The following is a 26537-nucleotide window of genomic DNA, read 5'->3' as shown; positions in this document are numbered from 1 at the left end:
TCCGCTTTCTCAGCAGCGCGTAAGCGGGTAACGGTTAGAAGTCGTACTCGCGCTGCAATACCAGTTGTGCCACCAAAACGATCCATTAAAGGACAAGGGGAAATGGCGACAACCGCTTTGAATCTGGGGCCTTCCAGCTTGCCGGACGGTCTCGTGCCGCCGCGAACGCGGCCATGCATTGCTTTCATACCCAGCCGGTCCAATCCAGGAGTCCAGTTATGAAGATGAAGCTCATCGCGGGTGTCGCCGCGAGCCTGGCGCTGATGTGCGCCGTTCCCGCGCAGGCGCAACAGGCCGTGCGCATCGGCGCGATCTATCCGCTATCGGGCGCCTTGGCGTCGACGGGGTCTGAAATCAAGGCGGCCGTCGAACTGGCGGTCGAAATCATCAACAATCCGCATCCCGAACTGGAAGGCATACCGCTGGCCGCGGGCAGCGGGCTGCCGGCGCTGGGAGGCGCCAAGATCGAAGTGGTGTTCGGCGATTCCCAGGGCAAGCCCGAAGTGGGCCTGGCCGATGCCCAACGCCTGATCGACCAGGAAAAGGTCGTGGCCCTGACCGGCGCCTACCAGTCCGCCGTGACCAAGACCGCCAGCCGCATCGCCGAGCAGCGCGGCATTCCCTATGTAAACGGCGAATCCAGCAGCCCGGACCTGACCGAGCGCGGCTACAAGTGGTTCTTCCGCACCTCGCCCAATGACGATACCTTCGTCGAGAACATGATGCAGTTCCTGGACGGCGTGAAGGCCGTGCCGACCGCCAAGATCGCCGTGGTGTACGAGAACACCGACTTCGGCGTGAACACCTACAAGGCGGTCGAAAAGTTCGCCAAGCAGTACAAGCGCCAACTGGTCGCCAACATTGCCTATAGCGCGGGCTCGGCCTCGGTGACGGCGGAAGTGCAGAAACTCGCCGCCGCCAAGCCGGACGTGGCGATCTTCGCCAGCTATACGTCGGACGCCATGCTGTTCGTGCGCACCATGCGCGAAAGCAAGTACGCGCCGCCGGTGCTGCTGGCCAACGACGCGGGTTTCATCGATTCGCGCTTCGTGCAGGAAGTGGGGCCGCAGGTCCAGGGCGTGCTGACGCGCGACGTCTGGGGCAATGACGTGGCCGCATCCAAGGCCGGGCTGAAGAAGATCAACGACATGTACAAGGCCAAGACGGGCAAGGATCTGAACGGCAACAACGCGCGTTCGATGCAAGGGGTGCTGGTGCTGGCCGACGCGATCAACCGGGCCGGCTCGACGGACCCCGAGGCGATCCGCAAGGCGCTGGCCGCCACCGATCTGGGCGAGGCGCAGGTCGCGATGCCCTGGGCCGGCGTGCAGTTCGACGCCAAGGGCCAGAACACCAAGGGTTCGGGCCTGATCCTGGAGCTCAAGGGCGCCGCCTACCAGACCGTATGGCCGGAAAAATACCGTACGGACAAGAACCTGCCCACGCTGCCGTTCACCTGGAAGTAAACATAGTCTGACGCGGCGGGCCGCGGGGCCTGCCGCGAGGAGCACTCCATGTTCGAAGCTCTCTCGGCAGGCCTGTTCAACGGCCTGATCTATGCCGCGGTGGCGGTGGGGCTGGCGCTGATATGGGGCATCACCGACGTCATCAACTTCGCCCATGGCGAGTTCCTGATGCTGGGCATGTATGCCGCCTATTGGCTCTACACGCTGGGCCACATCGATCCCACGCTGTCGGCGCCGCTGGTGGCGGTCCTGCTCGCCTTCGTCGGCTTCCTGACCTATGCGCTCATCATCCGCCGCCTGCAAAAGGGGCCGGCGATGGCGGTCATCCTGGCCACCTTCGGTCTCGGGCTGGTGCTGCGTCAGATCGCCTTCATCGCCTTCAGCCCCGACTACCGCAGCCTGCCGGACACGCTGGTGTCGGGCAGCGTCACGGTTGCCGGCATCTCGCTGGGCAGGCCCCAGGTGGTCACGGGCCTGATCGCGCTGGTAGTGGTGGTGGCGTTGTTCATCCTGGTGTACCGCACGCGCTGGGGCCATGCCTTGCAGGCCGTGGCGGAAGACCGCCAGGTGGCGGCGCTGGTGGGCATTTCGCCGGACCGGGTCAACGCCCAGGTCTGGATGCTGGGCAGCGCGGCGGTGGGGCTGGCTGGCGCCTTGCTGACCACCTTCTTCTATGTGTTTCCTTCGGTGGGCACCGTGTTCGGCCTGCTGGCTTTCGTGGCCGTGTGCATGGGCGGCTTCGGCTCGCTACCGGGCGCCTTCATCGCGGGCATCCTGATCGGGATCATCGAAGCCATGACGGGTTACTTCGTCGCGCCGGCCTTGAAGACGGTGAGCGTCTTCATCCTGTTCATCCTGGTTCTCTGGTATCGGCCGCGCGGCCTGTTCGGGCGGTGGTGAGATGAACAAGACAGACAACATCGATACCCCGTCCGCCGGCGTGCCCAAATGGCCGGTCCTGGCCGCGGCCGTGGCCGCCATCCTGATGGCCCTGGTGCCGCTGGCGGTAAAGGACGCCTTCACCCTGCAGGTGCTGCTGCTGGCCATCATGTTCGGCGCGCTGGGCGCGTGCTGGAACCTCGTGGGCGGCTTCCTGGGGCGGATCTCGTTTGGCCATAGCGTGTTCGTGGGGGTAGGGGGCTACACCACCTTGCTGCTCCTGCACCATCTGAAGCTCACGCCGCTCTTGGGCATCCCGCTGGGCGGGGTGATCAGCGCCGCGCTGGCCTGGCTGGTGGGCGGACCTACGCTGCGGCTGTCCGGCCACTACTTCGCCATGGCCACCATCGCGCTGCTGCAGATCGGCCTGCTGCTGATGATCAACTGGGAATGGGCGGGCGGCGCGGTCGGCCTGGAGGCGCCCATCGGCGACGCCGCCTGGATGCTGCTGTTCCGCAGCAAGGTGCCGTACTACTGGATCGCGGTGGGCCTTGCCTTCCTGACCTTTTGCGCCACGTTCTTCCTGGTGCATTCCAAGACCGGCTTCTATTGGCGCGCCATCAACGGCGACGAGGCGGCCTCGCGCAGCCTGGGCGTGCCTGCGGACCGCTACAAGATGCTGGCTTTCGTGATGTCGGCGGGCATGACGGGCGTATGGGGCGGCTTCTTCGCCATGTACGTGGGCTTCATCGATCCGGAATCCATGTTCAACCTGACGATGTCGGTGCAGGTCGTGCTGGTGACCATCCTGGGCGGGGTCGGCACGTTGATCGGCCCGTGGCTGGGCGCGGCGGTGCTGCTGCCGCTATCCGAGGGTACGCGCGTGCTGTGGGGCAGTTCGGGCATGGGCCTGGACCTGCTGGTTTTCGGCCTGGCTATTTTGTTGGTCACCATGTTCCTGCCGGGCGGGCTGGTCACACTGAGGAGGCGCCGTGGCTCTGCTGGACGTTAAGAACCTGACCAAGCAATTCGGCGGCCTGGTCGCGAACAAGGACATCTCGCTGTCGGTCGAGGCGGGCGAGATCGTCGCCATCATCGGCCCGAACGGGGCGGGCAAGAGCACCTTGTTCAACGGCCTGGTGGGACATCACGAGCCCACCTCAGGCTCGGTGACCTTCGACGGCCAGTCGATGATAGGCCGGCGGCCCGAACAGGTGGCTGCCATGGGCCTGGTGCGCACTTATCAGATCCCGCGCAGCTTCGGACAGATGACGGTGTTGGAAAACGCCATGGTCGGCGCGCTGTTGCGCCATCCGCGCCTGCAGGACGCGCGCCGCGAATCGGCCCGTGTGCTGGAACTGGTGGGCCTGGCCGAGCGCGCCGACGTGAGGGCGTCCGAACTCAATGTGGCGGGACAGAAGCGGGTCGAGCTGGCCCGGGCGCTGGCCACCGAGCCGCGCATGCTGCTGCTGGACGAAGTGGCGGGCGGCCTGAATCCGGCCGAGGCCATCGCCCTGTCCGAGATCCTGCGGGGCATCCACGCGTCGGGCGTCACGCTCATCATCGTGGAGCATGTGCTGGAGGTGGTCATGCGGCTGGCGCAGCGGGTACTGGTGCTGAACTTCGGCCAGATGATCGCCGAGGGCGCGCCGCAGGAAATCGTGCGAGACCCGGCTGTGATCGAAGCCTATCTGGGGAGAAAGCACCGTGCCTGATGCGATGCTGAAAGTGGAAGACCTGAGCGTGGCCTACGGCGGCGTGCAGGCGGTGCGCGGCTTGTCGCTGGAGGTCAGGCCGGGCGAAATCGCTGCGCTGCTGGGCGCCAACGGCGCGGGCAAATCCAGCACCCTGATGGCGATCGTCGGGTCGGTCAAGCCCAAGAGCGGCCGGGTAATTTTCGAAGGCCGGGACATCACTGGCACCCCGCCGGACAGGCTGGTGACCCAGGGCATTTCCATGATCCCCGAAGGCGCCCGCGTCTTCGCGCGCCAACCCGTGGAACAGAACCTGCGCCTGGGCGCCTATACGGTGCGCGATGAGCGCGTGTACGGGGAACGCCTGGAGCGGGTCTATGCCTTGTTCCCGCGCCTGAAGGAGCGTCGCACGCAACTGGCCGGAACCATGTCGGGCGGCGAGCGGCAGATGCTGGCTATCGGCCGCGCGCTGATGAGCGGGCCGCGACTGCTCCTGATCGACGAGCCCAGCCTGGGCCTGTCGCCCCTGCTGGTGGAACAGGTATTCGACGCGTTGGCCGCCTTGAACCGCGACGACGGCCTGTCGGTCTTGCTGGTGGAGCAGAACATGGCCCAGGCGCTGGAAGTCGCGGCGCGCGCCTACGTGATGCAGAGCGGCAGGGTGGCGCTGTCGGGCGAAGCGGCGGAACTGGCAGCCTCGGACGAGGTGCGCAAGGCGTATCTGGGGATGTGAGGACGGGGGTGTGACGAAACCGCGCCGGACGCGCAAGGCGTCCGGCGCGGACTGCCATCAGAAGATGTGGCGGAAACCCACTGCGGCGCCGAGCTGGCTGGTCTTGCCGGCGATTTCGCCGCTGGCGGCATCGTTGACCTTGTTCCAGTCGACAGTGCCGTAGATCTGCGAGCGCTTGGACAGCGAGTACTCGGCCACGGCGACCAGCGCGTAGCGCTTGCCCTTGTCGCCATCTTCGACCACGTTCTTGCTCTGGTCGTAGTAGGCGGCGCCGGTGATGGCCCAGCGCGGCGTGGCCTGCCAGGTGACGCCGGCGAAGTAGCCGTTGTCCTTGCGATTTAGGCCGGGCGCCTGTTCGCCGCCCATGACGGCGTTGACCCAGCCGGTTTCGTCGCGGCCGTTGTAGTAGCCGGCGAAGACCTTGGCGGCTTCGAACTGGTAGGAGGCGTTCAGGTTCCAGACGCGCTGGCGCAGATCGGAATCCGTGCCGTCGTAGGTCTGCTGATAGGCAGCGCCCAGGCCCAGCTTGCCGACCGTGTAGCGCAGGCTGGCGCCGTACTGCTGGCCGGCCTTGTGGTCGTTGTAGTCGTCGCCGTTGGCCCAGGACAGCACGAAAGCCAGGTCTCCGATGGTGTTGGAGTACTTGGTCATGTTGTTGGTGCGCACGCGCGACATGGCGGCGGGCAGCCAGGCGTTCTGGTCGTAATTGCCCACGGTCAGCGGGTCGAAGTAGTCAGCCAGCAGGTCGAACATCGGGGTGTTCTGCAAACCCAGGGTCAGCGCGCCGATGTTGCCGCCGTCCAGGCCGATGTAGGCCAGGCGGCTGAACGTCTTGGACGGATCCGAGCCGCGGCCGTTCTGCATGTTGAAGCCGTTTTCCAGGCGGAAGAAGGCGCGGTTGCCGTCGCCCAGGTCTTCGGAGCCGCGCAGGCCCCAACGGCTGTTGGAGATGGCGCCGTTCTCCATCGACACGCGGCTGCCGTCTTGGCCGACGCTGCCGGCGCTGGTGCTCAGGTAGCGGATGCTGACGTCGGCGATGCCGTACAGGGTGACGCTGGTTTCGGCTTGGGCCGCGCCGGCGGCCAGGCCCAGGCTTGCAAGGGCGAGGGATAGGGTAATGCGTTTCATGCTGGGGGCTCCTCCTGGGTAGCGCTATTTTTTAGTGGCGCCGGGCTTTTGGCCCGGCTGTTTGCGCCTGGCGGATCGTCAGGCGCTGGGCCGTCGCACCGACGCTTACGGTAAGCGCGGGTCCGGGCGATGGCCGCATATGCACATATACGCTGTAATGTTGCAACGTAGCAGCGCCTGGGAATTCTAGAAAAACTGGGGCACGAACAACACCTGTTGTTTTTTGGAGTTTTCCCTGGTTTACAGGACGGCAAAACAGGGGGAGCGGGTAGGGCGCCAGCCCTGGCGAAAAAAAACCCCGTTTCAGAAACGGGGTTTTCCGGGTGACGTCGTCCTACAGCGTCATGTGCAGCGGCAGCCACGTCGCTATGCCAGGCACGGCATAGAGCAGCAGCACGGCCAGGATCATCAGGAAGAACATAGGCAGCGAGGCGCGCGCGATGTAGGGCAGCTCCCTGCCGCTCATGCCGGAAAGCACGAACAGGTTGAACCCGACCGGCGGCGTGATCTGTGCCATTTCTACAACGAACACGATGAAGATGCCGAACCAGATCAGGTCGATGCCGGCGGCCTGCACCGTGGGCAGCAGCACGCCCATGGTCAGCACGACGATGGAGATGCCGTCCAGGAAGCAGCCCAGGACGATGAAGAACACCATCAAGGCCATGATCAGCCCGAACTGCGACAGGCCCAGGCCTCCGATCCATTCGGCCAGCGCACGCGGCAGGCCGATATAGCCCATGGCCAGCGTCAGGAACTGCGCGCCCGCCAGGATCAGCGCAATCATGCAGTACAGCCGGGTGGCGCCCAGCAGCGACTGCATGAAGGTGGAGCGGTTCAGCGATCCCTGCAGCGCCGAGAGGATCAGCGCGCCCACCACGCCGACGGCCGCCGCTTCCGTGGCGGTGGCGATGCCGGTATAGATGGAGCCCAGCACCGCGCCGATCAGGAGCATCACGGGGATCAGATGGCGCGAGCGCGACAGCTTCTCCAGCAACGTCAGGCCGGGGTCGGCCGCCGGAACCTGGCCGGGATTGCGGATCGCCCACCAGGCGATGTAGCCCATGAACAGCAAGGCCAGCAAGATTCCCGGCACGATGCCCGCGATGAACAGCTTTGCGATGGACACGTCCGCCGCCACGCCGTACACGATCATGATGATGGAAGGCGGGATCAGCAGGCCCAGCGTGCCGGCGCCCGACAGCGTGCCCAGGATCTTGTCCTCGGGGTAGCCGCGGCGCGTCAGTTCCGGGATGGTCATCTTGCCGACCGTGGCGCAGGTCGCCGCGGACGAGCCCGAGACCGCCGCGAAGATGGCGCAGCCGATCACATTGGTGTGCAGCAGCCGCCCGGGCAGGCGGTTGAGCCAGGGGGCGAGGCCCTTGAACAGGTCTTCCGACAGCCGAGTGCGGAACAGGATTTCGCCCATCCACAGAAACAGCGGCAGGGCGGTCAGGGTCCAGCTGGACGACGCGCCCCAGATGGTGACGGCCATGGCATCGCCCGCGGGCCGGCTGGAGAAGATCTCCATGCCGATCCAGGCGGTGCCCGCCAGGGTCAGGCCGACCCAGACCCCGCAGCCCAGCAGCGCGAAGATCGAGACGACCAATAGGGTTATGACGAGTAGTTCATTCATGGGTTTGCTGCGAAGTGGCGGCGGCCAGGCCGCGTGAGCGTCGGATCAGCTCGTCGATCAGGGCGACCAGGAACAGCACCGTGCCCACGGCCATGCTGAGCTGGGGGATCCAGAGCGGCGTGGCGTCGTTGGACGTGGAGATGTCGTTGAACTGCCAGGAGTCGTAGGTCAGCTTGATGCTGAAGAACGCGAAGGCGGACGCCAGCAGGCAGCCGACCGCCAGGGCGAAGATATCCAGCTTGCGACCCGCGGCGGGCTTGAGCGAATTGAGCAGCAGCGTCACGCGGATGTGTTCGCCGTGCTTGAACGTACTGGCAAGGGCGAGAAACCCGGCGGCGGCCATGAAATACCCGGCATAGGCGTCCGTGCCGGGTATGTTCATGCTGAGCTGGCGCGCGATGATCGCGGCCAGCACCGACACCAGGACGCCGATCGTGCACAGGCCGGCCAGCAGGCCGGCCGCGCCGTAAAGACCATCTAGAAAGCGGCGCATGGAAATATCACTGCTTCTTGTAGGCGTCGATCATGGCCTGGCCGTCGGCGCCAGCCTTCTTCAGCCAGTCGTCCAGCATGCGCTTGCCGATCACGGACAGGCCTTCCTTCAGCTCAACCGTGGGCTGGATGGTTTCCATGCCGTTCTTGGCCAGTTCCGCCTGATACCACTTGTTCTTTTCCTGCGACAGCTTCCAGCCGCGTTCCTCGGCTTGCGCGCCAGCCTTCTTCAAGGCGGCTTGGGCCGCGGGGTCGAGCGCGTCGAACGCCTTCTTGTTGACGATGATGGCGTTCTTCGGCAGCCAGGCCTGGGTGTCGTAGAACTTCTTGATGTACTCGTAGGTCTTGGTGTCGTAGCCGGTCGACGCCGAGGACATGTAAGAATCGATCACGCCGGTGGCCATGGCCTGGGCCAATTCAGCCTGCTGCACCGTGACGGGCTGCGCGCCGACCAGTTCGGCGATCTTGGCCGTCACCGGGCTGTAGGCGCGCCACTTCAGGCCCTTCATGTCGCTGATCTGCTTGATGTCCTTGTTGGCGAAGATGCCCTGGGGCGGCCAGGCCACCGCGTACAGCAGCGTCATGCCGTGCGCGTTCAGCTTCTTTTCGAGGAAGGGCTTCTGCGCCTGGTAGAGCTTGAACGACGCGTCATAGCCGGTGGCCAGGAAGGGCAGGCCGTCCAGTTCGTAGATCGGGTCTTCGTTCGCAAAGTTGGTCAGCAGGATCTCGCCGATCTGCGCCTGGTTGCCTTGCACGGCGCGCTTGATCTCGGGCGCCTTGTACAGCGAGGCGTTGTTGTGCAGCGTGATCTTCAGCTTGCCCTCGGACAGCGTGTCCACGTCCTTGACGAAGGTGGTCAGGTTCTCGACGTGAAAGTTGCTGGCCGGGTAGGCCGTGGGCAGATCCCATTTGGTTTGGGCCTGTGCGCCTGCGCTGAACGCCAGGACGATGCTGCCGGCGAGCAGGGAGATTTTCTTGTGCATGGGTGGGTCCTTCTTTGCGAATGGTGAAGCCGGGTTGTGCCCGATAGGCATTGCGAAAAAGAGAGCGCCGCGGCGATGACGCGCAGCTGAAAAGCCGTGCCATTCTATGTTGCTATGCGGCGGCGGGGCGCGCGAAATCGCGTCTTTACGGGTTATTCCTAACAGGCGTGCGCACTGCCGATCATTGAGGGTTCAATCTTTGCGCAAACGCATTGCGGCAGCCGTTTTTCTTCTAACATTGCGCTATCGAAAGCGTGATGCCGAGGCATGTGTGAACTTCGTTTTTCGTCGTGATGAGTTGTTGGTGGAAGAGACTTCGGCCGTCCTGCCGGACACTGCATTGTGTGTACGGATAGGCGTGGCGGCCACGGCCCTGCAGCCGATCTGGACGCTGCCCGGTTCGCCGTACCGCACCGTGCACGTGGATCCGGGCGTGGAGCCGCCGCAAGGCTATGCGTTCAGGAAGCTGCGTTCGCTCTTTGGCGTGCTGGATGACGAGCGCATGGCGCTGGCCGGACGCGCCTACCAGATCGCCGAATGGGCGCGCACGCACCGGTTCTGCGGCGTCTGCGGTACGCCGGCGGAGCGGGTGCCCACCGAATTCTGTCTGCGTTGCCCGTCCTGCGGTTTTTCGGCCTATCCGCGCATTTCGCCCGCCATGATGGTGCTGATCCGCAAGGGCGACAGCATCCTGCTGGCACGCCATACCACCACCGCGACCTCGCGCTATACCGCGCTGGCCGGCTTCGTCGAACCCGGCGAAAGCATCGAGCAGACCATCCACCGCGAGGTCCACGAGGAAGTCGGCCTGAAGGTCGGCAACCTGCAGTATTTCGGCAGCCAGTCCTGGCCGTTCCCGCATTCGCTCATGGTCGCGTTCACAGCGGACTACGTGTCCGGCGACATACGCGTGCAGGAAGACGAGATCGCCGATGCGCGCTGGTTCGGTCCCGGCGACCCCATGCCCGATATCGCGCCGCGGATTTCCATCGCGGGGTGGTTGATCCGGGCGAACCTGCCCATGGGCTGGTCGGCGCCTTAAGACGGCCTGTTTCCGCTGTAGTCCTGTAGGGGTATTCCCTTGAAAGAGGGGATTTCCGGCGTCTTGTTCGTATTTTTTATTGATGAAATATAGATAAATTATTAGTATTTCGTTCAGATAAACTCGGCTTGCGTCTTCCATGACCCCCACTTTGATTGCATCGTCGGCCCATTTGGCCGGCGGCAGCGCGCCCGACCTTTCCGAAGTGGAATTCGGTCTGATGATCGCCAGCCACGCCTTCGACCGCTGGACCGTGCGCTGCATGGCGGCGGCCGGGCTGCCCGACCTGACGCCCACCGACGTGATGGTCTTTCATCATGTCTATCACCGCGAGCGCCCCAAGAAACTGGCCGACATCTGCTTCACGCTGAATGTCGAGGACACGCACATCGTCAGCTACGCGCTGAAGAAACTCGACCGCCTGGGTGTGGTCAAGGGCGAGCGCAGCAGCAAGGAAGTGTTCTACAGCGTGACCCCGGAAGGCGCGGCCATACTCAAGCGCTATGCCGAGGTCCGCGAGCAATGCCTGACCGCCGGCCTGGACGCGCCAGGCGGGGGCGGGCTGGACTTCAGCCGCCAGCTGGCGCATACGCTGCGCGCGTTGTCCGGCCTGTACGACCAGGCGGCCCGCGCGGCGACCTCTCTCTGATTCCGTTTACCCGTGCGCGGCCGCAGGCGCCGCGGCGACCCTTTGTTTGCAAGGACAGCTATGAAGTGGCAATTCTGGATTGACCGTGGGGGTACCTTTACCGACATCGTGGCGCGTCGCCCCGACGGCACGACCACCACGGCCAAGATGCTCTCGGAAAACCCCGAGCAGTACCGCGACGCAGCCGTGGCCGGCATCCGCAAGTTGCTGGGTATCGCGCCCGGCCAGCCCGTGCCCGCCGATCAGGTCGAGTGCGTGAAGATGGGCACCACGGTGGCCACTAACGCCTTGCTGGAACGCAAGGGCGAGCGCACCTTGCTGGTCACGACGAAGGGGTTCCGCGACGGTCTGCGCATTGCCTACCAGAACCGTCCGCGCCTGTTCGACCGAAATGTCGTCCTGCCCGAGATGCTCTACGAGTCCGTAGTGGAAGCGGATGAGCGCGTGGCCGCCGACGGCGAGGTGATCCGCGAACTGGATCAGGAAGCGCTGCGCACAGCCATGCAGGCCGCCTACGACAGCGGCATCCGCGCCGTGGCCATCGTCTTCATGCACGCCTGGCATGCGCCCGAGCACGAACGCATCGCGGCCCGCATCGCGCGTGAAGTGGGCTTCCCGCAGGTGTCGGCCTCGCACGAGGTCAGCCCGCTGATCAAGTTCGTGTCGCGCGGCGACACCACGGTGGTGGACGCGTATCTGTCGCCCATCCTGAAGCGCTATGTGGACCAGGTGGCCGGCGAACTGCCGGGCATCCGCCTCATGTTCATGCAATCGAGCGGCGGCCTGACGGACGCGCATCGCTTCCGCGGCAAGGACGCCATTCTGTCGGGTCCCGCCGGCGGCATCGTCGGCATGGTGCGCACCAGCGAGATCGCGGGCTTTCCCAAGGTCATCGGCTTCGACATGGGCGGCACTTCCACCGACGTGTCGCATTACGCCGGCGAATTCGAACGCGAATTCGAAACCCAGGTGGCCGGCGTGCGCATGCGCGCACCCATGATGAGCATCCACACCGTGGCGGCGGGCGGCGGCTCGATCCTGCATTTCGACGGCGCGCGTCTGCGCGTGGGCCCAGATTCAGCCGGCGCCAACCCGGGGCCCGCCTGCTACCGCCGCGGCGGCCCGCTGGCGGTGACGGACTGCAACGTCCTCCTGGGCAAGATCCAGCCCGACTTTTTCCCCAAGGTCTTCGGACCCGAGGCCAATGAACCTCTGGACCGCGATGCGGTCGTGGCGCGCTTTACGGCCATGTCCGACGAAGTGCGCGCCGCCACTGGCCGCGAAATGAGTCCCGAACAGCTGGCCGAAGGCTTCCTGGAAATCGCCGTGGGCAACATGGCCGAGGCCATCAAGCGCATCTCGGTCCAGCGCGGCCACGACGTGACCGAGTACGCGCTGACCGTGTTCGGCGGCGCGGGCGGCCAGCATGCCTGCCTGGTCGCCGACGCGCTGGGCATGACCACGGTGTTCGCGCACCCGCTGGGCGGCGTGCTGTCGGCCTACGGCATGGGCCTGGCCGACCAGACCGACATGCGCCAGAAGACGGTCGAGAAGGTTCTCGATGCCGAACTGATGCTGGCATTGAAGGGCGAATTCGACGAGCTGGCCGGCCAGGCGGTCGGCGAACTGCGCCGCCAGCACGTGGCGGAAAGCGACATCAGCGTGCAGCGCCGCCTGCATCTGAAGTACCGCGGCACGGACACCTCGCTGGAAGTGGCGTACACGGACCTGGAACAGGCGCGCAAGGAATTCGAAGCGGCCTACCGCCTGCGCTATTCCTTCCTGATGCCCAACCGCGAACTGGTGGTGGAAACCATCTCGGTCGAAGCCACGGGCGGCGGCGAGCGCGTCGGCGACGCGTCCGCGGCGCGCGTGCGCGACGGCGCGCTGGCTCCCAGCCGCGTCGTCAGCATGTACAGCGGCGGCGCCTGGCGCGACACGCCCTTGTACGTGCGCGAGGACATGGCGGGCGGCGACGTGGTGGCGGGACCCGCCATCATTTCCGAACCCAACCAGACCACGGTGGTCGAGGCCGGCTGGCAGGCGGAACTCACGGCGCAGGACCACTTCGTGATCCGCCGCGTGGAAGCGCGTCCGGAGCGCCGCGCCATCGGCACGCAGGCCGATCCGGTCATGCTGGAGGTCTTCAACAACCTCTTCATGTCGATAGCAGAGCAGATGGGTTACCGCCTGCAGAACACGGCGTACTCGGTCAACATCAAGGAGCGCCTGGACTTCTCTTGCGCGATCTTCGATGCGCAGGCCCGCCTGATCGCCAATGCCCCGCACATGCCGGTGCATCTGGGTTCCATGGGCGAGTCCGTGCGCACGGTCATGCACGCCAACGCCGGCAGCATGCAGCCCGGTGACGCCTACGTGGTGAACGATCCGTACCACGGCGGCACGCACTTGCCCGATGTCACGGTCATCACCCCGGTGTTCGACCGCGATGGGCGGGAGATCCTGTTCTACGTCGGTTCGCGCGGCCACCATGCCGACATTGGCGGCACCACGCCGGGTTCCATGCCGCCGGATTCCAAGACGGTGGAAGACGAGGGCGTGCTCTTCACCAACTTCCAGCTGGTGAAGAACGGCGAGTTCCGCGAAGCCGCGGCGCGCGGCATCCTGGGCTCGGGCCGCTGGCCGGCCCGCAATCCGGACCAGAACATCGCCGACATGCACGCGCAGATCGCCGCCAATGAAAAGGGCGTGCAGGAGCTGCTGCGCATGTGCGACCACTTCGGCCTGGACGTGGTCCGGGCCTACATGGGGCACGTGCAGGACAACGCCGAGGAGGCGGTGCGCCGCGTGATCTCGGTGCTGAAGGACGGCAGCTACGAGTACCCGCTGGACAACGGCGCGGTGATCCGCGTGGCCGTTAAGGTGGACACCGAGGCGCGCAGCGCCGTGGTGGACTTCACCGGCACGTCCAACCAGCTGGACAACAACTTCAACGCTCCGGGCGCCATCGCCGTTGCGGCGGTGCTGTACGTGTTCCGTACCTTGGTCAATGACGATATTCCGCTGAACGACGGCTGCCTCGTGCCGCTGTCCATCATCCTGCCGGAAGGCTCGATGCTGCGCCCGAATCCGCCGGCCTCGGTGGTGGCGGGCAACGTGGAAACGTCCATGTGCATCGTCAACGCGTTGTATGGCGCGCTGGGCGTGCTGGCCGCAAGCCAGGGCACGATGAACAACTTCACGTTCGGCAACGCGCGTCATCAGTACTACGAGACCATCTCGGGCGGCACGGGCGCGGGTCCTGTGCGCATCGACGCGGCGGGGCCTCGCGATGAAGGTTTCGCCGGGACCTCGCTGGTGCAGGCGCACATGACCAACTCGCGGCTGACGGACCCCGAAGTGCTGGAGTTCCGTTTCCCGGTGCGTCTGGAATCCTACGAAGTCCGCAAGGGCTCGGGCGGCGCCGGCCGCTACCCGGGCGGTGACGGCGGTGTGCGCCGCATCCGTTTCCTGGAGGACATGACCGCCGCCATCCTGTCGAACAACCGCCTGTATGCGCCGTTCGGCCTGGCGGGCGGGCAACCCGGCGCCATGGGACGCAACTCGGTCGAACGCGCCGACGGTTCGGTCCAGGAACTGGGTCCGCAAGACAGCGCACAGCTGCGTCCGGGCGATATCTTCGTCGTCGAAACCCCGGGAGGCGGCGGGTACGGGGCGGTGTAATCCGTCTGCACCGAAAGACAACGGCCGCGTCAGTGATGACGCGGCCGTTGTGTCGATGGGTCAGGCGGCAATCTCACTCCGTATCTGACATCACATCCAGCACGATCTCCGCTTTCGCCTTCCGGTCATACACCCGCAAGGTCACTTCGCTTTCCCCAATTTCAAAGACCGCCGTCGCCAGCGTGTTCTCGTCATCGGGATCATCCGGCGAGGTCCGCAGGATAGGCAGTTCGCCTTCGGTGTCGTGCAGCGCGGCGAGCAGATCCGCGCTGGCGGTCGCGCTGGACCAGCCGTCCACGATGCCCTCGATGCGGTTCTGTCGCGCCCGCGACGAGTCGGTGACGATCTGCGCGATGCCGCCCATGTCGGCATGCACCATGTGATTGGCATGGCCGTAGCGCGTGCCGATCTCCAGAATGGAAACCTCGCCCGGCGCCACTTCCGCGCTGAGCAGGCGGGCGTCGCCGGCCGCGCCCAGGGTGTGGTGAAAGCCGCCGGAGTGCGGTAGGTCCCGCAACAGGCCGAGCGCCTCGTCCAGCGTCGTGCAATCCAGCACCGCGCGCGCCATCAGCATGCGCGGCACGCCGGGATGCCGCTGCCGGATGCGCAGGTTGTTGATGGTCTGCACCAGTCCGGCGCGGTTGGCGCCGAAGGTATGGCCGGGCAGCGAGCCCGGATAGTAGAAGCTGAGGTAGCCGGGCGCGTCTTCCAGCGCCACGTCGACCAGATGGCAGCGCCCGCGCAGATAGGGATCGCCGTCCTCGTTGTGTGCGATCCAGCGCGTGCCGTCGGCCGCTTTCAGCGCGACGGACGTGCAGCCGTCGGTGGTGCTGTGCAGCAGGTCGCCGCGGCAGTTCCACAGCAGCACGTCCTCGATCGGCATGTGCAGGCCCTCGGCCATGCCTTCCAGTTCTTCCCAGATTGCGGGCAGCGCAGCTTGCGCCTGTTGCGCCAGCTCGTCGAGGAAGGCGTGGCCGCGCCATGGCCGCAGCGCGTCCCAGGTGCGGCTTTGGTCCAGGTAGGTCGCCATCAGGGGCCGCGCCAGCTTGCCCAGCGCGAGGCCCGTCTGACGCCGGTTTCCGGCAATGCGTACATGTTTGTAGGCCATGGGAATCCTCCGGGTGTCATGCGGATTGTAAATTTTCCGGCCGCTGCCGGGTGGGGACGTATGCGTTAAGATCGGCGGTAAGCCGTGCCGGAGACCCCGGCGCAGCCCAGGAATCATGCCCCTACAACAACCCCGGGGTGCCGACTGGTCCCCAAGAGGAGAGTTTCATGATCAAACGCAAAGTCGCCGCCGCACTGGTCGGCCTGTCCGTGGCCATGTTCGGTGCCGTCTCAGGCGCGCATGCCCAAGGCAAGGAATTGGTGGTGGCCACCGATACCGCTTTCGTGCCGTTCGAGTTCAAGCAGGGTAATACCTACGTGGGCTTCGACGTGGATCTGTGGGCGGCCATCGCCAAGGAACTCAACCTCAAGTACAAGCTGCAGCCCATGGACTTCGCGGGCATCATCCCGGGCCTGCAAACCAAGAACATCGACGCGGCGCTGGCCGGCATCACGATCCGCGACGACCGCAAGAAGGTCATCGACTTCTCCGATCCCTACTACGAAAGCGGCCTGGCCATCCTGGTCGGCGAAAAGAACACGGACATCAAGGACGCCAAGTCCCTGGCCGGCAAGACCGTCGCGGTCAAGACCGGCACCGCCACCGTGGACTTCCTGAAGGCGCAGGTGCCGGATGCGAAGCTCAAGCTGTTCCCGAACATCGACAACGCCTATCTGGAACTGGCCACCGGCCGCGTCGACGCCGCGGTGCACGACACGCCCAATGTCCAGTACTACGCCAACACCGCCGGCAAGGGCCGCGTGAAGGTGGTCGGCTCGGTCAAGAGCGGCGACTTCTACGGCATCGCCTTCCCCAAGGGCAGCGATCTGGTGCCGCAGGTGAACAAGGCGCTGGCCACGCTGAAGGCCAACGGCCAGTACGACGCCATCTATACCAAGTGGTTCGGCAAGAAGCCCTGAGCATCCGGGTCCGCATTGCATTCCGGGACCGCCCGGCATCGGCCTGCGCCGGCTGATGCCGGCAGCTACGCCGCAGTCGGGCGTATGGTCCCGCGCCGCTCCCGCCGCGCTACGGCGCGGCGCCGCGCCATAGGGGGAATATCGTGGAGTTTGACTGGACTGTAATCAGGGACGCGCTACCCAATCTGCTCGAGGGTACGCTGATGACCATCAAGATCACGTTCTGGGGCTTGTTCGGCGGTTTTTTGCTGGGCGCGCTGTCCGGCGTGACAAGGGCTTACGGGCATCCCATCCTGTCGGCCATCGCACAGGTCTACGTCGCGGTCATCCGCGGCACGCCGATCGTGGTGCAGGTGATGTTCATCTACTTCGCCTTGCCTTTGCTGGCGAACATCCGGGTGGACGCGGAGTGGGCGGCCATCGTCACGCTCATCATCAATTCCGGGGCCTACATTTCCGAGATCGTGCGCGGCGCGCTGCTATCGGTGCACAAGGGCCTGAAGGAAGCCGGACAGGCCATGGGGCTGCCGTTCCACAAGATCCTCTTCCACATCATCGGGCCGGTGGCGTTCCGCCGCATGATTCCGCCGCTGGGCAACCAGTGCATCATCAGCCTGAAGGATTCTTCGCTCTTCATCGTGATCGGCGTGGCCGAACTGACCCGGCAGGGCCAGGAAATCATGGCCAGCAACTTTCGCGCCGTCGAGATCTGGTCGGCGGTGGCGATCGTCTACCTGATCCTGACCGGCCTGATGGCGCTGGGCCTGCATCTGATTGAAAGAAGGATGCGCATACTATGAGCATGGTTGAATTCCACAACGTCACCAAGACTTTCGGCGAGTCCGTGGTGCTCAACGGGATCTCGCTGAACATCGACGCGGGCGAGGTCGTGGTGGTGGTTGGGCCCTCGGGTTCGGGCAAGTCCACCTTCCTGCGTTGCATCAACGTGCTTGAAACCATCAACGATGGCGATCTGCTGGTCGATGGCCTGAGCGTGAACGGCGGGGCCGCGCAAGTGCGCGAAATCCGGCGCGAGGCGGGCATGGTGTTTCAGCAGTTCAATCTGTTCCCGCAGATGACGGCGCTGGAAAACGTCATGTTCGGCCCGATCCATACCCGTGGGCAAAGCCGCGCCGAGGCGCGTGAGCTGGCCGAAAGCCTGCTGGCCAAGGTCGGCCTGGCCGAGCGCATGGACCACTATCCGTCCGAGCTTTCAGGCGGCCAGCAGCAGCGCGTGGCGATTGCGCGGGCGCTGGCCATCAAGCCCAAGCTGATGCTGTTCGACGAGCCCACGTCGGCGCTGGATCCGGAGCTGCGCCACGAGGTGCTCAAAGTCATGCGCGACCTGGCCGAGGAGGGCATGACCATGGTCGTGGTCACGCATGAGATGGAGTTCGCGCGCAAGGTGGGCAGCCGCCTGATCTTCATCGACGCGGGCAAGATCGCGCATGACGGGCCGCCTGGCGAATTGCTGAGCAATCCGCCCAGTCAGCGGCTCAAGGATTTTCTGCAGCACGTGACCTGAGCAGAGCAGTGCAGGGCTGGCGATTCAGCCCTGCACTGAAGAACTGCTCAACCCTTCACGCGCACGATCTTCTGCACTTGCGGCACGTGCCGGATGGCGCGGATCACCTGCGCCAGGTGCTTGCGGCTGTCGACCTGGATCGTCAGATGCAGCGACACCGTGGCGACCGCGTCGTCGTGCATGGTGACGTGCACGATGTTGGCGTCGGCCGCCGTGACTTCCGCCGCCAGCCGGCCCAGCACGCCGCGTTCGTTGCGCGTGACGATGTCCAGGCGCGTGGCCAGGTGCTTGGCGGTGTTGTTGGGGTCCCAGGCGACGTTGATCCAGCGTTCCGGTTCGCGCAGGCGCTGGCGCATGGCCACCGGGCAATCGGCGGTGTGCACCACCAGTCCGTGTCCCATGCGCATGCCGGCGATGATGGGGTCGCCCGGCAGCGGGCCGCAGCAAGGCGCCAATTGCACCGCCTGGCCCTCATTGCCCTGGATCAGGATGGGGGCGCTGCGCGCCGAGGTCAGCTCGTCCACGGCAGCGGCCGTGGTTGCGACCAACTGGTGTTCGGGCGCGAAGCGGCGCGCCACCACGGCGGCCAGGCGCTTGCCCAGGCCGATGTCGGCCAGGATTTCCTCGCGCGAGCTGGCGCCGGTGCTGCGCGCCAGCTTCTGCCAGGCCGGGTCGTCGGTGGCGGGCAGGGGCATGTGCAGCTCTTGCAGCGCCTGGCCCAGCAGGCGTTCGCCGAAGGCCACCGATTCTTCGTACTTGACTGTGCGCAGGTAGTGGCGGATTTCAGAGCGCGCGCGGCCGGTGCGCACGTAGTTCAGCCATTGCGCGTTCGGACGGGAGGCGGGGGATGTGACGATTTCCACCGTGTCGCCGCTGTTGAGTTCGGTGCGCAACGGCACGAACTCGCCGTTGACCTTGGCGGCCACCGCCTGGTTGCCGATGTCGGTGTGGATCGCGTAGGCGAAGTCCACCGGCGTCGCGCCGCGGGGCAGCGAAATGATCTTGCCGCGCGGCGTGAACACGTAGACCGCGTCGGGGAACAGATCGACCTTGACGTGCTCCAGGAATTCGCCGGAATCGCCGGTCTGGCTCTGGATGTCCAGCAGCGATTGCAGCCACTGGTGGGTGCGCTTCTGCAGGTCGTTGAGGGTCAGGTCCGCGCCCTTGTAGAGCCAGTGCGAGGCCACGCCTTCTTCCGCAACGTGATGCATGTCGCGGGTGCGGAACTGGAACTCTACCGGTGTGCCGTAGGGGCCGACGAGCGTCGTGTGCAGGGACTGGTAGCCGTTCACCTTGGGGATGGCGATGTAGTCCTTGAACTTGCCGGGCACGGGCCGGTAGAGCTGATGCAGCGTGCCCAGCGCCAGGTAGCACTCGGGCAGGGTGTGCACGATGACCCGGAAACCGTAGATGTCCAGGACGTCGGAGAACGACTTCTTCTGGTCGACCATCTTGCGGTAGATGCCGTAGAGCGTCTTCTCGCGGCCGGTGACCTCGGCTTCGATGCCGGCGGCGGGCAGCGAAGCCCGCACCGAATCGGCGATCTTGGTGATGACCTCGCGGCGGTTGCCGCGTGCGGCCAGCACGGCCTTGTACAGCACCTGATAGCGGTTCGGGTACATGGCCGCAAAGCACAGGTCCTGCAGTTCGCGGAACAGCAGGTTCAGGCCCAGGCGATGCGCGATAGGCGCGTAGATGTCCAGTGTTTCGCGCGCGATGCGGCGGCGCTTTTCCGGATTGACCGCGTCCAGCGTGCGCATATTGTGCAGGCGGTCGGCCAGCTTGATGAGGATGACGCGCACGTCGCGCGCCATCGCCAGCAGCATCTTGCGGAAGCTCTCGGCCTGTTGTTCGGCCTTGGTGGCGAAGTCCAGGCGGTCCAGCTTGGACAGGCCGTCGACCAGTTCTGCGACTTCAGGGCCGAATTTCTCGGCCAGCTCATGCTTGGCGATGCCCTGGTCTTCCATCACGTCGTGCAGCAGGGCGGCGGACAACGCGTTGACGTCGAGCTTCCAGCCTGCGCAGATTTCGGTGACGGCGATGGGGTGAGAGATGTAGGGCGAACCGCTGGCGCGGAACTGGCCCAGATGCGCCTGGTCCGCGAAGCGATAGGCTTCGCGCACGCGCTCTACGTCTTTCTTGTCGAGATAGCTGCCGATGATTTCGGTCAGCGGCGCCAGCGAAGCGACCGGCGAGGCGGTCGCGTCCGCCGCTTCTTGCGCGGCGACGGACGGTGGCGTGGGGGGAGTCTTGTCTTTCTTGCCGGTGCGGCGCCCGAGACGGGAGCCGGCACGCAGTGCGGCAAGCAGACCTGATGAAGCGTACTTCAGCCCGGGAAAAGCCATGCTTGCCGCCCCCGGAGATTATCAGGTGGGTACTTTACGCAGCATTTCCACGCCGGTGAGGCCGCCCGCGATTTCGCGCAGGGCAGTGACCGTGGGCTTGTCTTTGCTGTCCAGGCGCGGGGCATGGCCTTGCGCCAACTCGCGGGCGCGGTAGGTCGCGGCCAGCGTGAGCTTGAAACGATTGGGGATTTGATTCAGACAGTCTTCGACGGTAATGCGAGCCATTAGGACACCTGGTGCTGATGGAGGATAGGGAGAATGCGTTCGGCTCAGTGCTCGGCCGGGATGCCCAGCTGCGAGAACAACTGGCTGTGGCGGGCGGCCTGAGACGAAAAGCGCAGCCGTGCGGCGCTGACTATTTGAGTCAATTCCGACAAGGCCACGCTAAATTCTTGATTAATAATAACATATTCGCATTCAGGCGCGTGGGCGATTTCGCCGCCCGCGGCCATCAGGCGGCGCGCGATCACCTGGGGCGCGTCCTGGCCGCGCGCCTTGAGCCGGCTTTCGAGTTCATCGATGGACGGCGGCAGCACGAACACGCCGATCGCGCCGGGGAAGCGCTGCTTCACCTGGCGCGCGCCTTGCCAGTCGATCTCCAGCAGCACGTCGCGGCCGGCGCGCGTGGCTTCGTCGATGCGGTCTCGCGGCGTCCCGTAAAAGTTGCCATGCACTTCCGCCCATTCCAGCAGGCTGTTGCCCTCGCGCAGGAGCTTGAATTCCTCCGTGGACACGAAGCGGTATTCGCGGCCGTCTTCCTCGCCGGGGCGGGGCGCGCGGGTGGTGCAGGAAATGGAGAGCAGGATGGAGGGGTCTTGCTGGAGCAAGGCCTTGACCAGGCTGGACTTGCCGGCGCCGCTGGGCGCGACGACCATGAAGACGTTTCCGGGATTGGCGGACATGAATGTGGCAGGCGTGTGATGCTAAGACACGAAGAATAACAAATCACGCGGCCGGGCAGGGGGGAACCCGCAAGCCGGCCGCGTGATCTGCGCCTGCCGGACTCAGCCGCCCGCCTTGGCGGCGGCCTGGGTCAGCTTGCCACCGGCTGGCGGCGAGTCGCTGCCCAGCAAATGGCCGTTGACCTCGATACCGTAAAGCGAGTCGTCGGAGTCGTGGTACTTGGCCCGGGTTGCGGCGACAGACTCTGTATAGCGCGGATCCTGCGGACGCTCGTGCGCATTCATGAAGTAGGCGACGTCCCAGGCTTCCTGGTCGCTCAGCATGCCGGCCTGTCCGAGCGGCATGTTGGCCTTGATGAAGCCGGCGGCATTGCCGATCTGGTGCATGCCCGCGCCCCAGTTGAAGGAGTCCGCGCCCCACAGGGCGGGGAACACCCAATGCTTGCCGTTCTTCTGGCCTTGGCCCTCGGCCCCGTGGCAGACCGCGCAGTATTGCGCATAGACCTCGCTGCCGCGCAGGTAGTCGGCCTTCTTGGCTGGCGCGGGCAGCTTGCGGTAGCCCTGGCCCTCCAGCACCACGCCGGTGGGCGCCTTGCTGGCCAGCCAGAACATATAGGTCTGCAGCGCGGTCAGGGTGGGATCGTCCGCGGCGGGCGCCTTGCCATTCATGCTGAAGCGGAAACACCCTTGCAGGCGTTCGGCCAGGGTGTTGACGTGGCCGTTCTTGGCGCGATAGGCGGGGTAGAGCACGTAGGCAGCCCACATAGGCGCTGAGTCCGGCCGGCGGCCGGCGTCCAGGTGGCAGCTGACGCAGTTCAGGTTGTTGCCGACAAACTTGGCGGCGTTCTGCGGGGTGTGCAGGAAGATCTGTTCGCCTTCGCGCACGGCTTTGCCGAAATCGTTGTCGGGGATGGACGCGGCCGACGGCGGCGTGAAGGACGGGCGGGGTTCGGCCGCAAACGTGGCGGCGGACGCGAACAGGCAGGCGGCGGACAGCAGGCGCAGGCTGGTGGCGGTCATTGCTGGGCTCCCGCGGCGGTGTTGGCTTGCGCGGCAAGCTGGTCGGCGGCCTTGGGCAGGCCTGCATAGTAGGCGGAGACGGCGTCGATCTCGGCGCTGGACAGGCGCGTGGCCACGGCCGGCATCAGGCCCAGCGGACCCGGAGGGCGCTGGCCTTGCTGCCAGGCGCGCAGTTGGCCCGCGATGTAGGCAGCGGGCTGGCCCGCCAAGGCGGGGAAATTCGCGCCGACGCCGATGCCGCCCGGCCCGTGGCACTGGTTGCAGGCGGGCACGTTCTTGTCCCAGGCGCCGCGGGTGGCCAGCCAGGCGCCGGTGTCGGCCGGCTTGGCCGGATGCATGGCGGTGGCGGCCAGTTTGTCGATGTCCAGCGCGGAAGGCAGCGAGGCGTAGTACTGCGCTACAGCCTTGCGCTGCGCCGGGTCCAGCGCCTTGGCGGTGGCGGCCATGACCGGGCTGACGCGCGAGCCATTGGCCATGGCTTCGAGCTGTTCGTCCAGGTACGCACTGCCCATGCCGGCCAGTTGCGGAAAGCCGGCGGCGGGATTGCCCTCGCCACGGGCGCCGTGGCAGGTGATACAGGCGGGCGCGCCGTTGGCGCCCTGGGTGCTGATCTGCTTGCCGTCGGGCGCGCTTTGCGCACCGGCCGAGGCGGCGTACAACGCGCTCAGGACCAGTGCGGCGGGTAGGGACCTTGGGGTCATAGAACCTGCTCCGTGGGTGTTATTGGATTTTTGGTAATAAGCTAATTTCCAGGAATTATATAAAGACTTGTGACGGATCAACACGGGATTGTCGGCCCTGTGGCATGCGTTGCGCGGATTTTTTCTGCGCGGAATAGCTGAGCGGGCGCGGATCCGCCGGTCGCGATCGCTTCAGGAAAAACGGGTCTTCCGGCGCATTCGGCAGCTTGTCCATGCCGGGTAATTTTTGCTTGCGTGTGACGCGTTCGAATGTGTCACGGCTGGAACCTTCGCTTGCAGCATGGCCAGAATGATTGGGGTAGCATTCCGCCGATCGATAACAAGGAGAATCCGATGCAAGCGAACGAGATCGAACACCCGCGCGTGGCGCTGGTCACCGGCGCCGGTACCGGCATAGGCCGCGCGGTGGCGCTGGAATTCCTGGCGCAAGGCTATCGGGTCGTGTTGGCCGGCCGTCGCCGCGAACCGCTGGAAGCCACCCGCACCGCGGCGGGCGAGGACGGCGTGAGGGCGCTGGTGGTGCCCACGGATGTATCCGACGAGCAGGCCGTGCGCGAACTATTCGACGCGGCGCAGCGCGAATATGGCCGGCTGGACGTGCTGTTCAACAATGCCGGCCGCGGCGCGCCCGCGATGCCGATCGAGGAGTTGCCCGTATCGCTGTGGCGCGAGGTGGTGGACACCAACCTGACCGGCATGTTCCTGTGCGCGCAAGCCGCCATTCGCGTGATGAAGGCGCAGAATCCGCGTGGCGGGCGCATCATCAACAACGGTTCGATCTCGGCGCATGCGCCGCGTCCGTTCTCCATCGCCTACACCGCCACCAAGCACGCGGTGACCGGGCTGACCAAGTCCATTTCGCTGGATTGCCGGCCCTACAGCATCGCTTGCGGCCAGATCGACATCGGCAATGCCGCCACCGACATGACCGAACGCATGGCCGCAGGCATCCTGCAGGCGGACGGCAGCACCAAGGTGGAGCCGCGCATGGATGTGGCGCACGTGGCGCAGGCGGTGGCCGCCATGGCGCGCCTGCCGCTGGAGGCCAACGTGCAGTTCATGACCATCATGGCGACCAACATGCCCTTCGTGGGCCGGGGCTGAAACGCGGCAAGCCTGCGGCGGCGCGTCCTTGCTGGACTGGCCGCGGCAGGCTGTGGTGCCTCCCCCAAGGGGCGTCGGCAGCGACGCCCCGATTTTTTCCGTCAGCGGGCGGAAGCCTGGGCCAGCATCTGGCCCGGTTGCATATCCAGATAGCGCCGGGCGCCGACGTAGCGCTTGGTCCAGTACGAATTCTTCATTTCGTCCACACGCACCTTGGTGCCGCGGCGCGGAGCGTGGACAAACTTGTTCTGGCCGATGTAGATGCCGACGTGCGAGGTCACGCCGCGGCCGCGCGTGGCGAAGAACACCAGGTCGCCGGGGCGCAGATCCTGCTTGTTGGCGACGGATTCGCCAGCGGTGCGTTGAGCGCGCGCCGTGCGAGGCAGCTCCAAGCCGGCGATTTCACGGAAGACGTGCAGGACCAGTCCGCTGCAATCGAAACCGTCGGCATCGTCGCCGCCCCAGCTATAGGGGGTGCCGATGGCATCCAGGCCGGCTTGCACGACACGGTCGCGCAGGGTGGGGACGGTGGGTTCCTGGGCCAGGCGCAGGCCGGTAAGCGAGGGGCGGGCCTGCTCGGAGCGGACGGACGCCTGGGCGGCGTCGGGAATCCAGGAAAGGGTCAGGGCGATGATGGGCGCTGACAGGAATACGGGAATGCGTAGTTGGGCAATTCGGGCTTTTCGCGTGGGCGGCGTCATTACGTCACTTCAAGAATCGGAGTGGGCGGCATGGCTTTGCCTGGACAGGCAAGCCGGCGGAAAGGGGGGCAACACCGGGACGTAAAACCCCGGACTGCCATGTGATTGTAATGGAATAATGTTTCATTACATTTGTAGTGCAATGCAGCATTCTTGTCGGTGGAAGTTACGGCGCGCGCAGCTTCCCGGGCCGTCGAATATGACACTTCATCTGGCGCGGGCTCGGGCATAATCGTCGCAATCGGCCCTGCGGCCCGGCAAGCCGGCAGCGGCCGCGGTTACAGATAAGATGAGAAGCGGAGTAAAGCTCGATGATGAACGCAGTGCACCCTTTGTCTTCCATGAGCCGGCCAGAAGCCTTGCCCTTCGAGCCGTTCCAGGATGCGGTGGCGGCAGTGGAGCGCCTGATCGAAATCTATGCGCGCAATACCGCATTCCTGCGCGCCGCCTTCCGTGAAGTGCTGAAAGGCTCGACCAACGGCCGCGAGCGCGCCCGAGCCTACTACCCGGCCATCCGCATCGTGGTGGAAACCTACGATCCGATCGATACCCGGCTGTCCTACGGCCACGTCGCCGAACCGGGCATTTACCAGACCACCATCACCCAGCCCGCGCTGTTTCGCGACTACCTGATCGAGCAGGTCAGCCAGCTGCTGCAGAACCACCGCGTGGCGGTCGAAGTCGGCGAGTCCGATTCGCCCATTCCGCTGCATTTCGCCTTCCCCGAGGGCGCCTACGTCGAGGGCGAGCACCTGGAGGCACTCAAGCGGCCCCTGCGCGACCTGTTCGACGTGCCCGACCTGGCGGTGACGGACGATGCCATCGTCAACGGTTCCTGGCGCGGCAAGGAGGGCGAGCCCAAGCCGCTGGCGCCTTTTACGGCCCAGCGCGTGGACTATTCGCTGCACCGCTTGCAGCACTACACCTCGACCGCGCCCGCGCATTTCCAGAATTTCGTGCTGTTCACCAACTACCAGTTCTACGTGGACGAGTTCTGCGCCCGCGCCCGCGCGCTCATGGCCAGCGGCAACGAAGACTACGAAATGCTGGTGGAGCCGGGCAACCGCATCACGCGCCGGGGCGAAAGCGGCCCGGGCGACGAGGACCAGGCGGTCCGCCTGCCGCAGATGCCGGCCTACCACCTGGTGCGCGGCGACCATTCGGGCATCACGCTGGTGAACATCGGCGTGGGACCGTCCAACGCCAAGACCATTACCGACCACATCGCCGTACTGCGCCCGCACGCCTGGCTGATGCTGGGCCACTGCGCGGGCCTGCGCGATTCGCAGCGCCTGGGCGACTACGTCTTGGCTCATGGCTATGTGCGCGAGGACCACGTGCTGGACGCCGACCTGCCAACCTGGGTGCCGGTGCCGGCGCTGGCCGAGGTGCAGGTGGCGCTGGAGCAGGCGGTCGAAGAAGTGGCCGGGCTGTCGGGCTGGGATCTGAAGCGCATCATGCGCACGGGCACGGTCGCCACCATCGACAATCGCAATTGGGAACTGCGCGATCATCTGGAACTGGTGGAGCGTTTTGCACAGTCCCGCGCGATTGCGCTGGACATGGAATCCGCCACCATCGCGGCCAACGGCTTCCGCTTCCGCGTGCCGTACGGCACCTTGCTGTGCGTGTCGGACAAGCCTTTGCATGGCGAACTGAAGCTGCCCGGCATGGCCAGCGCCTTCTACCGCCGCCAGGTGAATCAACATCTGGAAATCGGCATCCGCGCCCTGGAGCGGCTGCGCGACATGCCGCCGGAACGCCTGCATTCGCGCAAGCTGCGCACCTTCATGGAAACGGCGTTTCAATAGGTTCGTCGATCCGT

At 65.5% G+C, this 26537-nt stretch carries 24 protein-coding genes; 13 read left to right on the top strand and 11 right to left on the bottom strand.

Going from position 1 to position 26537, the window contains the following annotated elements:
* Positions 1-218: 218 nt before the first annotated feature.
* From IB268_RS13165 to IB268_RS13145, 5 genes are read left to right on the top strand one after another with little or no spacing between them, the layout of a single operon-like run.
* A complete protein-coding gene (locus tag IB268_RS13165; RefSeq protein WP_054454039.1) occupies positions 219-1466 on the top strand; it encodes an ABC transporter substrate-binding protein in 1248 nt (415 codons plus the stop codon).
* Between the two features lie 48 nt (positions 1467-1514).
* Complete coding sequence (locus IB268_RS13160; RefSeq protein WP_054454041.1) at positions 1515-2366, top strand: branched-chain amino acid ABC transporter permease; 852 nt, start codon at positions 1515-1517, stop codon at positions 2364-2366.
* Position 2367: 1 nt separating this feature from the next.
* Entirely contained in the window at positions 2368-3357 is a 990-nt protein-coding gene (locus IB268_RS13155) for a branched-chain amino acid ABC transporter permease (RefSeq protein ID WP_192354357.1), read from the top strand.
* Positions 3338-4060, top strand: coding sequence for an ABC transporter ATP-binding protein (locus IB268_RS13150; RefSeq protein WP_054454046.1), 723 nt, complete (start codon positions 3338-3340; stop codon positions 4058-4060). The genes IB268_RS13155 and IB268_RS13150 overlap by 20 nt, the downstream gene beginning before the upstream one ends.
* Positions 4061-4064: 4 nt before the next feature.
* Entirely contained in the window at positions 4065-4772 is a 708-nt protein-coding gene (locus tag IB268_RS13145; protein ID WP_119451598.1) for an ABC transporter ATP-binding protein, read from the top strand.
* 57 nt (positions 4773-4829) lie between these two features.
* Here IB268_RS13145 and IB268_RS13140 read toward each other — a convergent pair whose 3' ends face one another.
* The 4 genes from IB268_RS13140 to IB268_RS13125 form a co-directional block, all read right to left on the bottom strand.
* Positions 4830-5900 carry a porin gene (locus tag IB268_RS13140; protein ID WP_054454050.1) on the bottom strand — a complete coding sequence of 357 codons (1071 nt, stop codon included), beginning with the start codon at positions 5898-5900 and terminating at the stop codon, positions 4830-4832.
* Positions 5901-6234: 334 nt separating this feature from the next.
* The gene (locus tag IB268_RS13135) at positions 6235-7536 is read right to left on the bottom strand and encodes a TRAP transporter large permease (protein ID WP_175181012.1); all 1302 of its coding nucleotides are present in this window, start codon (positions 7534-7536) and stop codon (positions 6235-6237) included.
* On the bottom strand, positions 7529-8029 hold the full coding sequence (locus IB268_RS13130; protein ID WP_042793698.1) for a TRAP transporter small permease: 501 nt from the start codon (positions 8027-8029) through the stop codon (positions 7529-7531). Before IB268_RS13130 ends, IB268_RS13135 begins: the two co-directional genes overlap by 8 nt.
* A 7-nt stretch (positions 8030-8036) precedes the next feature.
* Positions 8037-9011, bottom strand: coding sequence for a TRAP transporter substrate-binding protein (locus IB268_RS13125; RefSeq protein WP_054454053.1), 975 nt, complete (start codon positions 9009-9011; stop codon positions 8037-8039).
* Positions 9012-9282: 271 nt separating this feature from the next.
* Here IB268_RS13125 and nudC point away from each other — a divergent pair, with 271 nt between their 5' ends.
* The 3 genes from nudC to IB268_RS13110 all read left to right on the top strand — a co-directional run bounded on the left by nudC (position 9283) and on the right by IB268_RS13110 (position 14386).
* On the top strand, positions 9283-10053 hold the full coding sequence (gene nudC, locus IB268_RS13120) for an NAD(+) diphosphatase (protein ID WP_119451595.1): 771 nt from the start codon (positions 9283-9285) through the stop codon (positions 10051-10053).
* Between the two features lie 139 nt (positions 10054-10192).
* Positions 10193-10702, top strand: coding sequence for a winged helix DNA-binding protein (locus IB268_RS13115; protein ID WP_119451594.1), 510 nt, complete (start codon positions 10193-10195; stop codon positions 10700-10702).
* Positions 10703-10762: 60 nt separating this feature from the next.
* Positions 10763-14386 carry a hydantoinase B/oxoprolinase family protein gene (locus tag IB268_RS13110; protein WP_192354356.1) on the top strand — a complete coding sequence of 1208 codons (3624 nt, stop codon included), beginning with the start codon at positions 10763-10765 and terminating at the stop codon, positions 14384-14386.
* A gap of 73 nt (positions 14387-14459) precedes the next feature.
* Here IB268_RS13110 and IB268_RS13105 read toward each other — a convergent pair whose 3' ends face one another.
* Complete coding sequence (locus tag IB268_RS13105) at positions 14460-15494, bottom strand: C45 family peptidase (RefSeq protein ID WP_192354355.1); 1035 nt, start codon at positions 15492-15494, stop codon at positions 14460-14462.
* A gap of 167 nt (positions 15495-15661) precedes the next feature.
* Between IB268_RS13105 and glnH the strand changes: the two genes are divergently transcribed.
* The 3 genes from glnH to glnQ all read left to right on the top strand — a co-directional run bounded on the left by glnH (position 15662) and on the right by glnQ (position 17939).
* Positions 15662-16414, top strand: a complete 753-nt coding sequence (glnH, locus tag IB268_RS13100; RefSeq protein ID WP_054454063.1) for a glutamine ABC transporter substrate-binding protein GlnH — start codon at positions 15662-15664, stop codon at positions 16412-16414.
* Between the two features lie 143 nt (positions 16415-16557).
* Positions 16558-17214 carry a glutamine ABC transporter permease GlnP gene (gene glnP, locus IB268_RS13095; protein WP_054454065.1) on the top strand — a complete coding sequence of 219 codons (657 nt, stop codon included), beginning with the start codon at positions 16558-16560 and terminating at the stop codon, positions 17212-17214.
* On the top strand, positions 17211-17939 hold the full coding sequence (glnQ, locus tag IB268_RS13090; RefSeq protein WP_054454067.1) for a glutamine ABC transporter ATP-binding protein GlnQ: 729 nt from the start codon (positions 17211-17213) through the stop codon (positions 17937-17939). The genes glnP and glnQ overlap by 4 nt, the downstream gene beginning before the upstream one ends.
* A gap of 47 nt (positions 17940-17986) precedes the next feature.
* Here the strand turns inward: glnQ and IB268_RS13085 are convergent, their stop codons facing one another.
* The 5 genes from IB268_RS13085 to IB268_RS13065 all read right to left on the bottom strand — a co-directional run bounded on the left by IB268_RS13085 (position 17987) and on the right by IB268_RS13065 (position 22907).
* A complete protein-coding gene (locus IB268_RS13085) occupies positions 17987-20284 on the bottom strand; it encodes a bifunctional (p)ppGpp synthetase/guanosine-3',5'-bis(diphosphate) 3'-pyrophosphohydrolase (RefSeq protein ID WP_054454071.1) in 2298 nt (765 codons plus the stop codon).
* A 21-nt stretch (positions 20285-20305) separates the two neighbouring features.
* Complete coding sequence (gene rpoZ / locus IB268_RS13080; protein ID WP_006219679.1) at positions 20306-20509, bottom strand: DNA-directed RNA polymerase subunit omega; 204 nt, start codon at positions 20507-20509, stop codon at positions 20306-20308.
* Between the two features lie 44 nt (positions 20510-20553).
* A complete protein-coding gene (gene gmk, locus IB268_RS13075) occupies positions 20554-21186 on the bottom strand; it encodes a guanylate kinase (RefSeq protein ID WP_192354354.1) in 633 nt (210 codons plus the stop codon).
* Between the two features lie 102 nt (positions 21187-21288).
* Positions 21289-22206, bottom strand: coding sequence for a c-type cytochrome (locus tag IB268_RS13070; protein WP_054454073.1), 918 nt, complete (start codon positions 22204-22206; stop codon positions 21289-21291).
* The gene (locus IB268_RS13065; protein ID WP_054454075.1) at positions 22203-22907 is read right to left on the bottom strand and encodes a c-type cytochrome; all 705 of its coding nucleotides are present in this window, start codon (positions 22905-22907) and stop codon (positions 22203-22205) included. Before IB268_RS13065 ends, IB268_RS13070 begins: the two co-directional genes overlap by 4 nt.
* Positions 22908-23240: 333 nt before the next feature.
* Here IB268_RS13065 and IB268_RS13060 point away from each other — a divergent pair, with 333 nt between their 5' ends.
* Positions 23241-24011 carry an SDR family oxidoreductase gene (locus IB268_RS13060; RefSeq protein ID WP_119451590.1) on the top strand — a complete coding sequence of 257 codons (771 nt, stop codon included), beginning with the start codon at positions 23241-23243 and terminating at the stop codon, positions 24009-24011.
* Between the two features lie 101 nt (positions 24012-24112).
* Here IB268_RS13060 and IB268_RS13055 read toward each other — a convergent pair whose 3' ends face one another.
* Positions 24113-24712: a C40 family peptidase gene (locus tag IB268_RS13055; RefSeq protein WP_054454079.1), complete on the bottom strand. Its 600-nt coding sequence runs from the start codon at positions 24710-24712 to the stop codon at positions 24113-24115.
* A 311-nt stretch (positions 24713-25023) separates the two neighbouring features.
* Here IB268_RS13055 and IB268_RS13050 point away from each other — a divergent pair, with 311 nt between their 5' ends.
* Positions 25024-26523, top strand: a complete 1500-nt coding sequence (locus tag IB268_RS13050; protein ID WP_370127645.1) for an AMP nucleosidase — start codon at positions 25024-25026, stop codon at positions 26521-26523.
* Positions 26524-26537: the final 14 nt, after the last annotated feature.

The organism is Achromobacter sp. ACM01 (assembly GCF_014851745.1).
Lineage (GTDB): Bacteria > Pseudomonadota > Gammaproteobacteria > Burkholderiales > Burkholderiaceae_B > Achromobacter > Achromobacter aegrifaciens.
The sequence above is the reverse complement of the archived record's forward strand: the minus strand, read 5'-3'. Positions and strand labels throughout refer to the sequence as shown.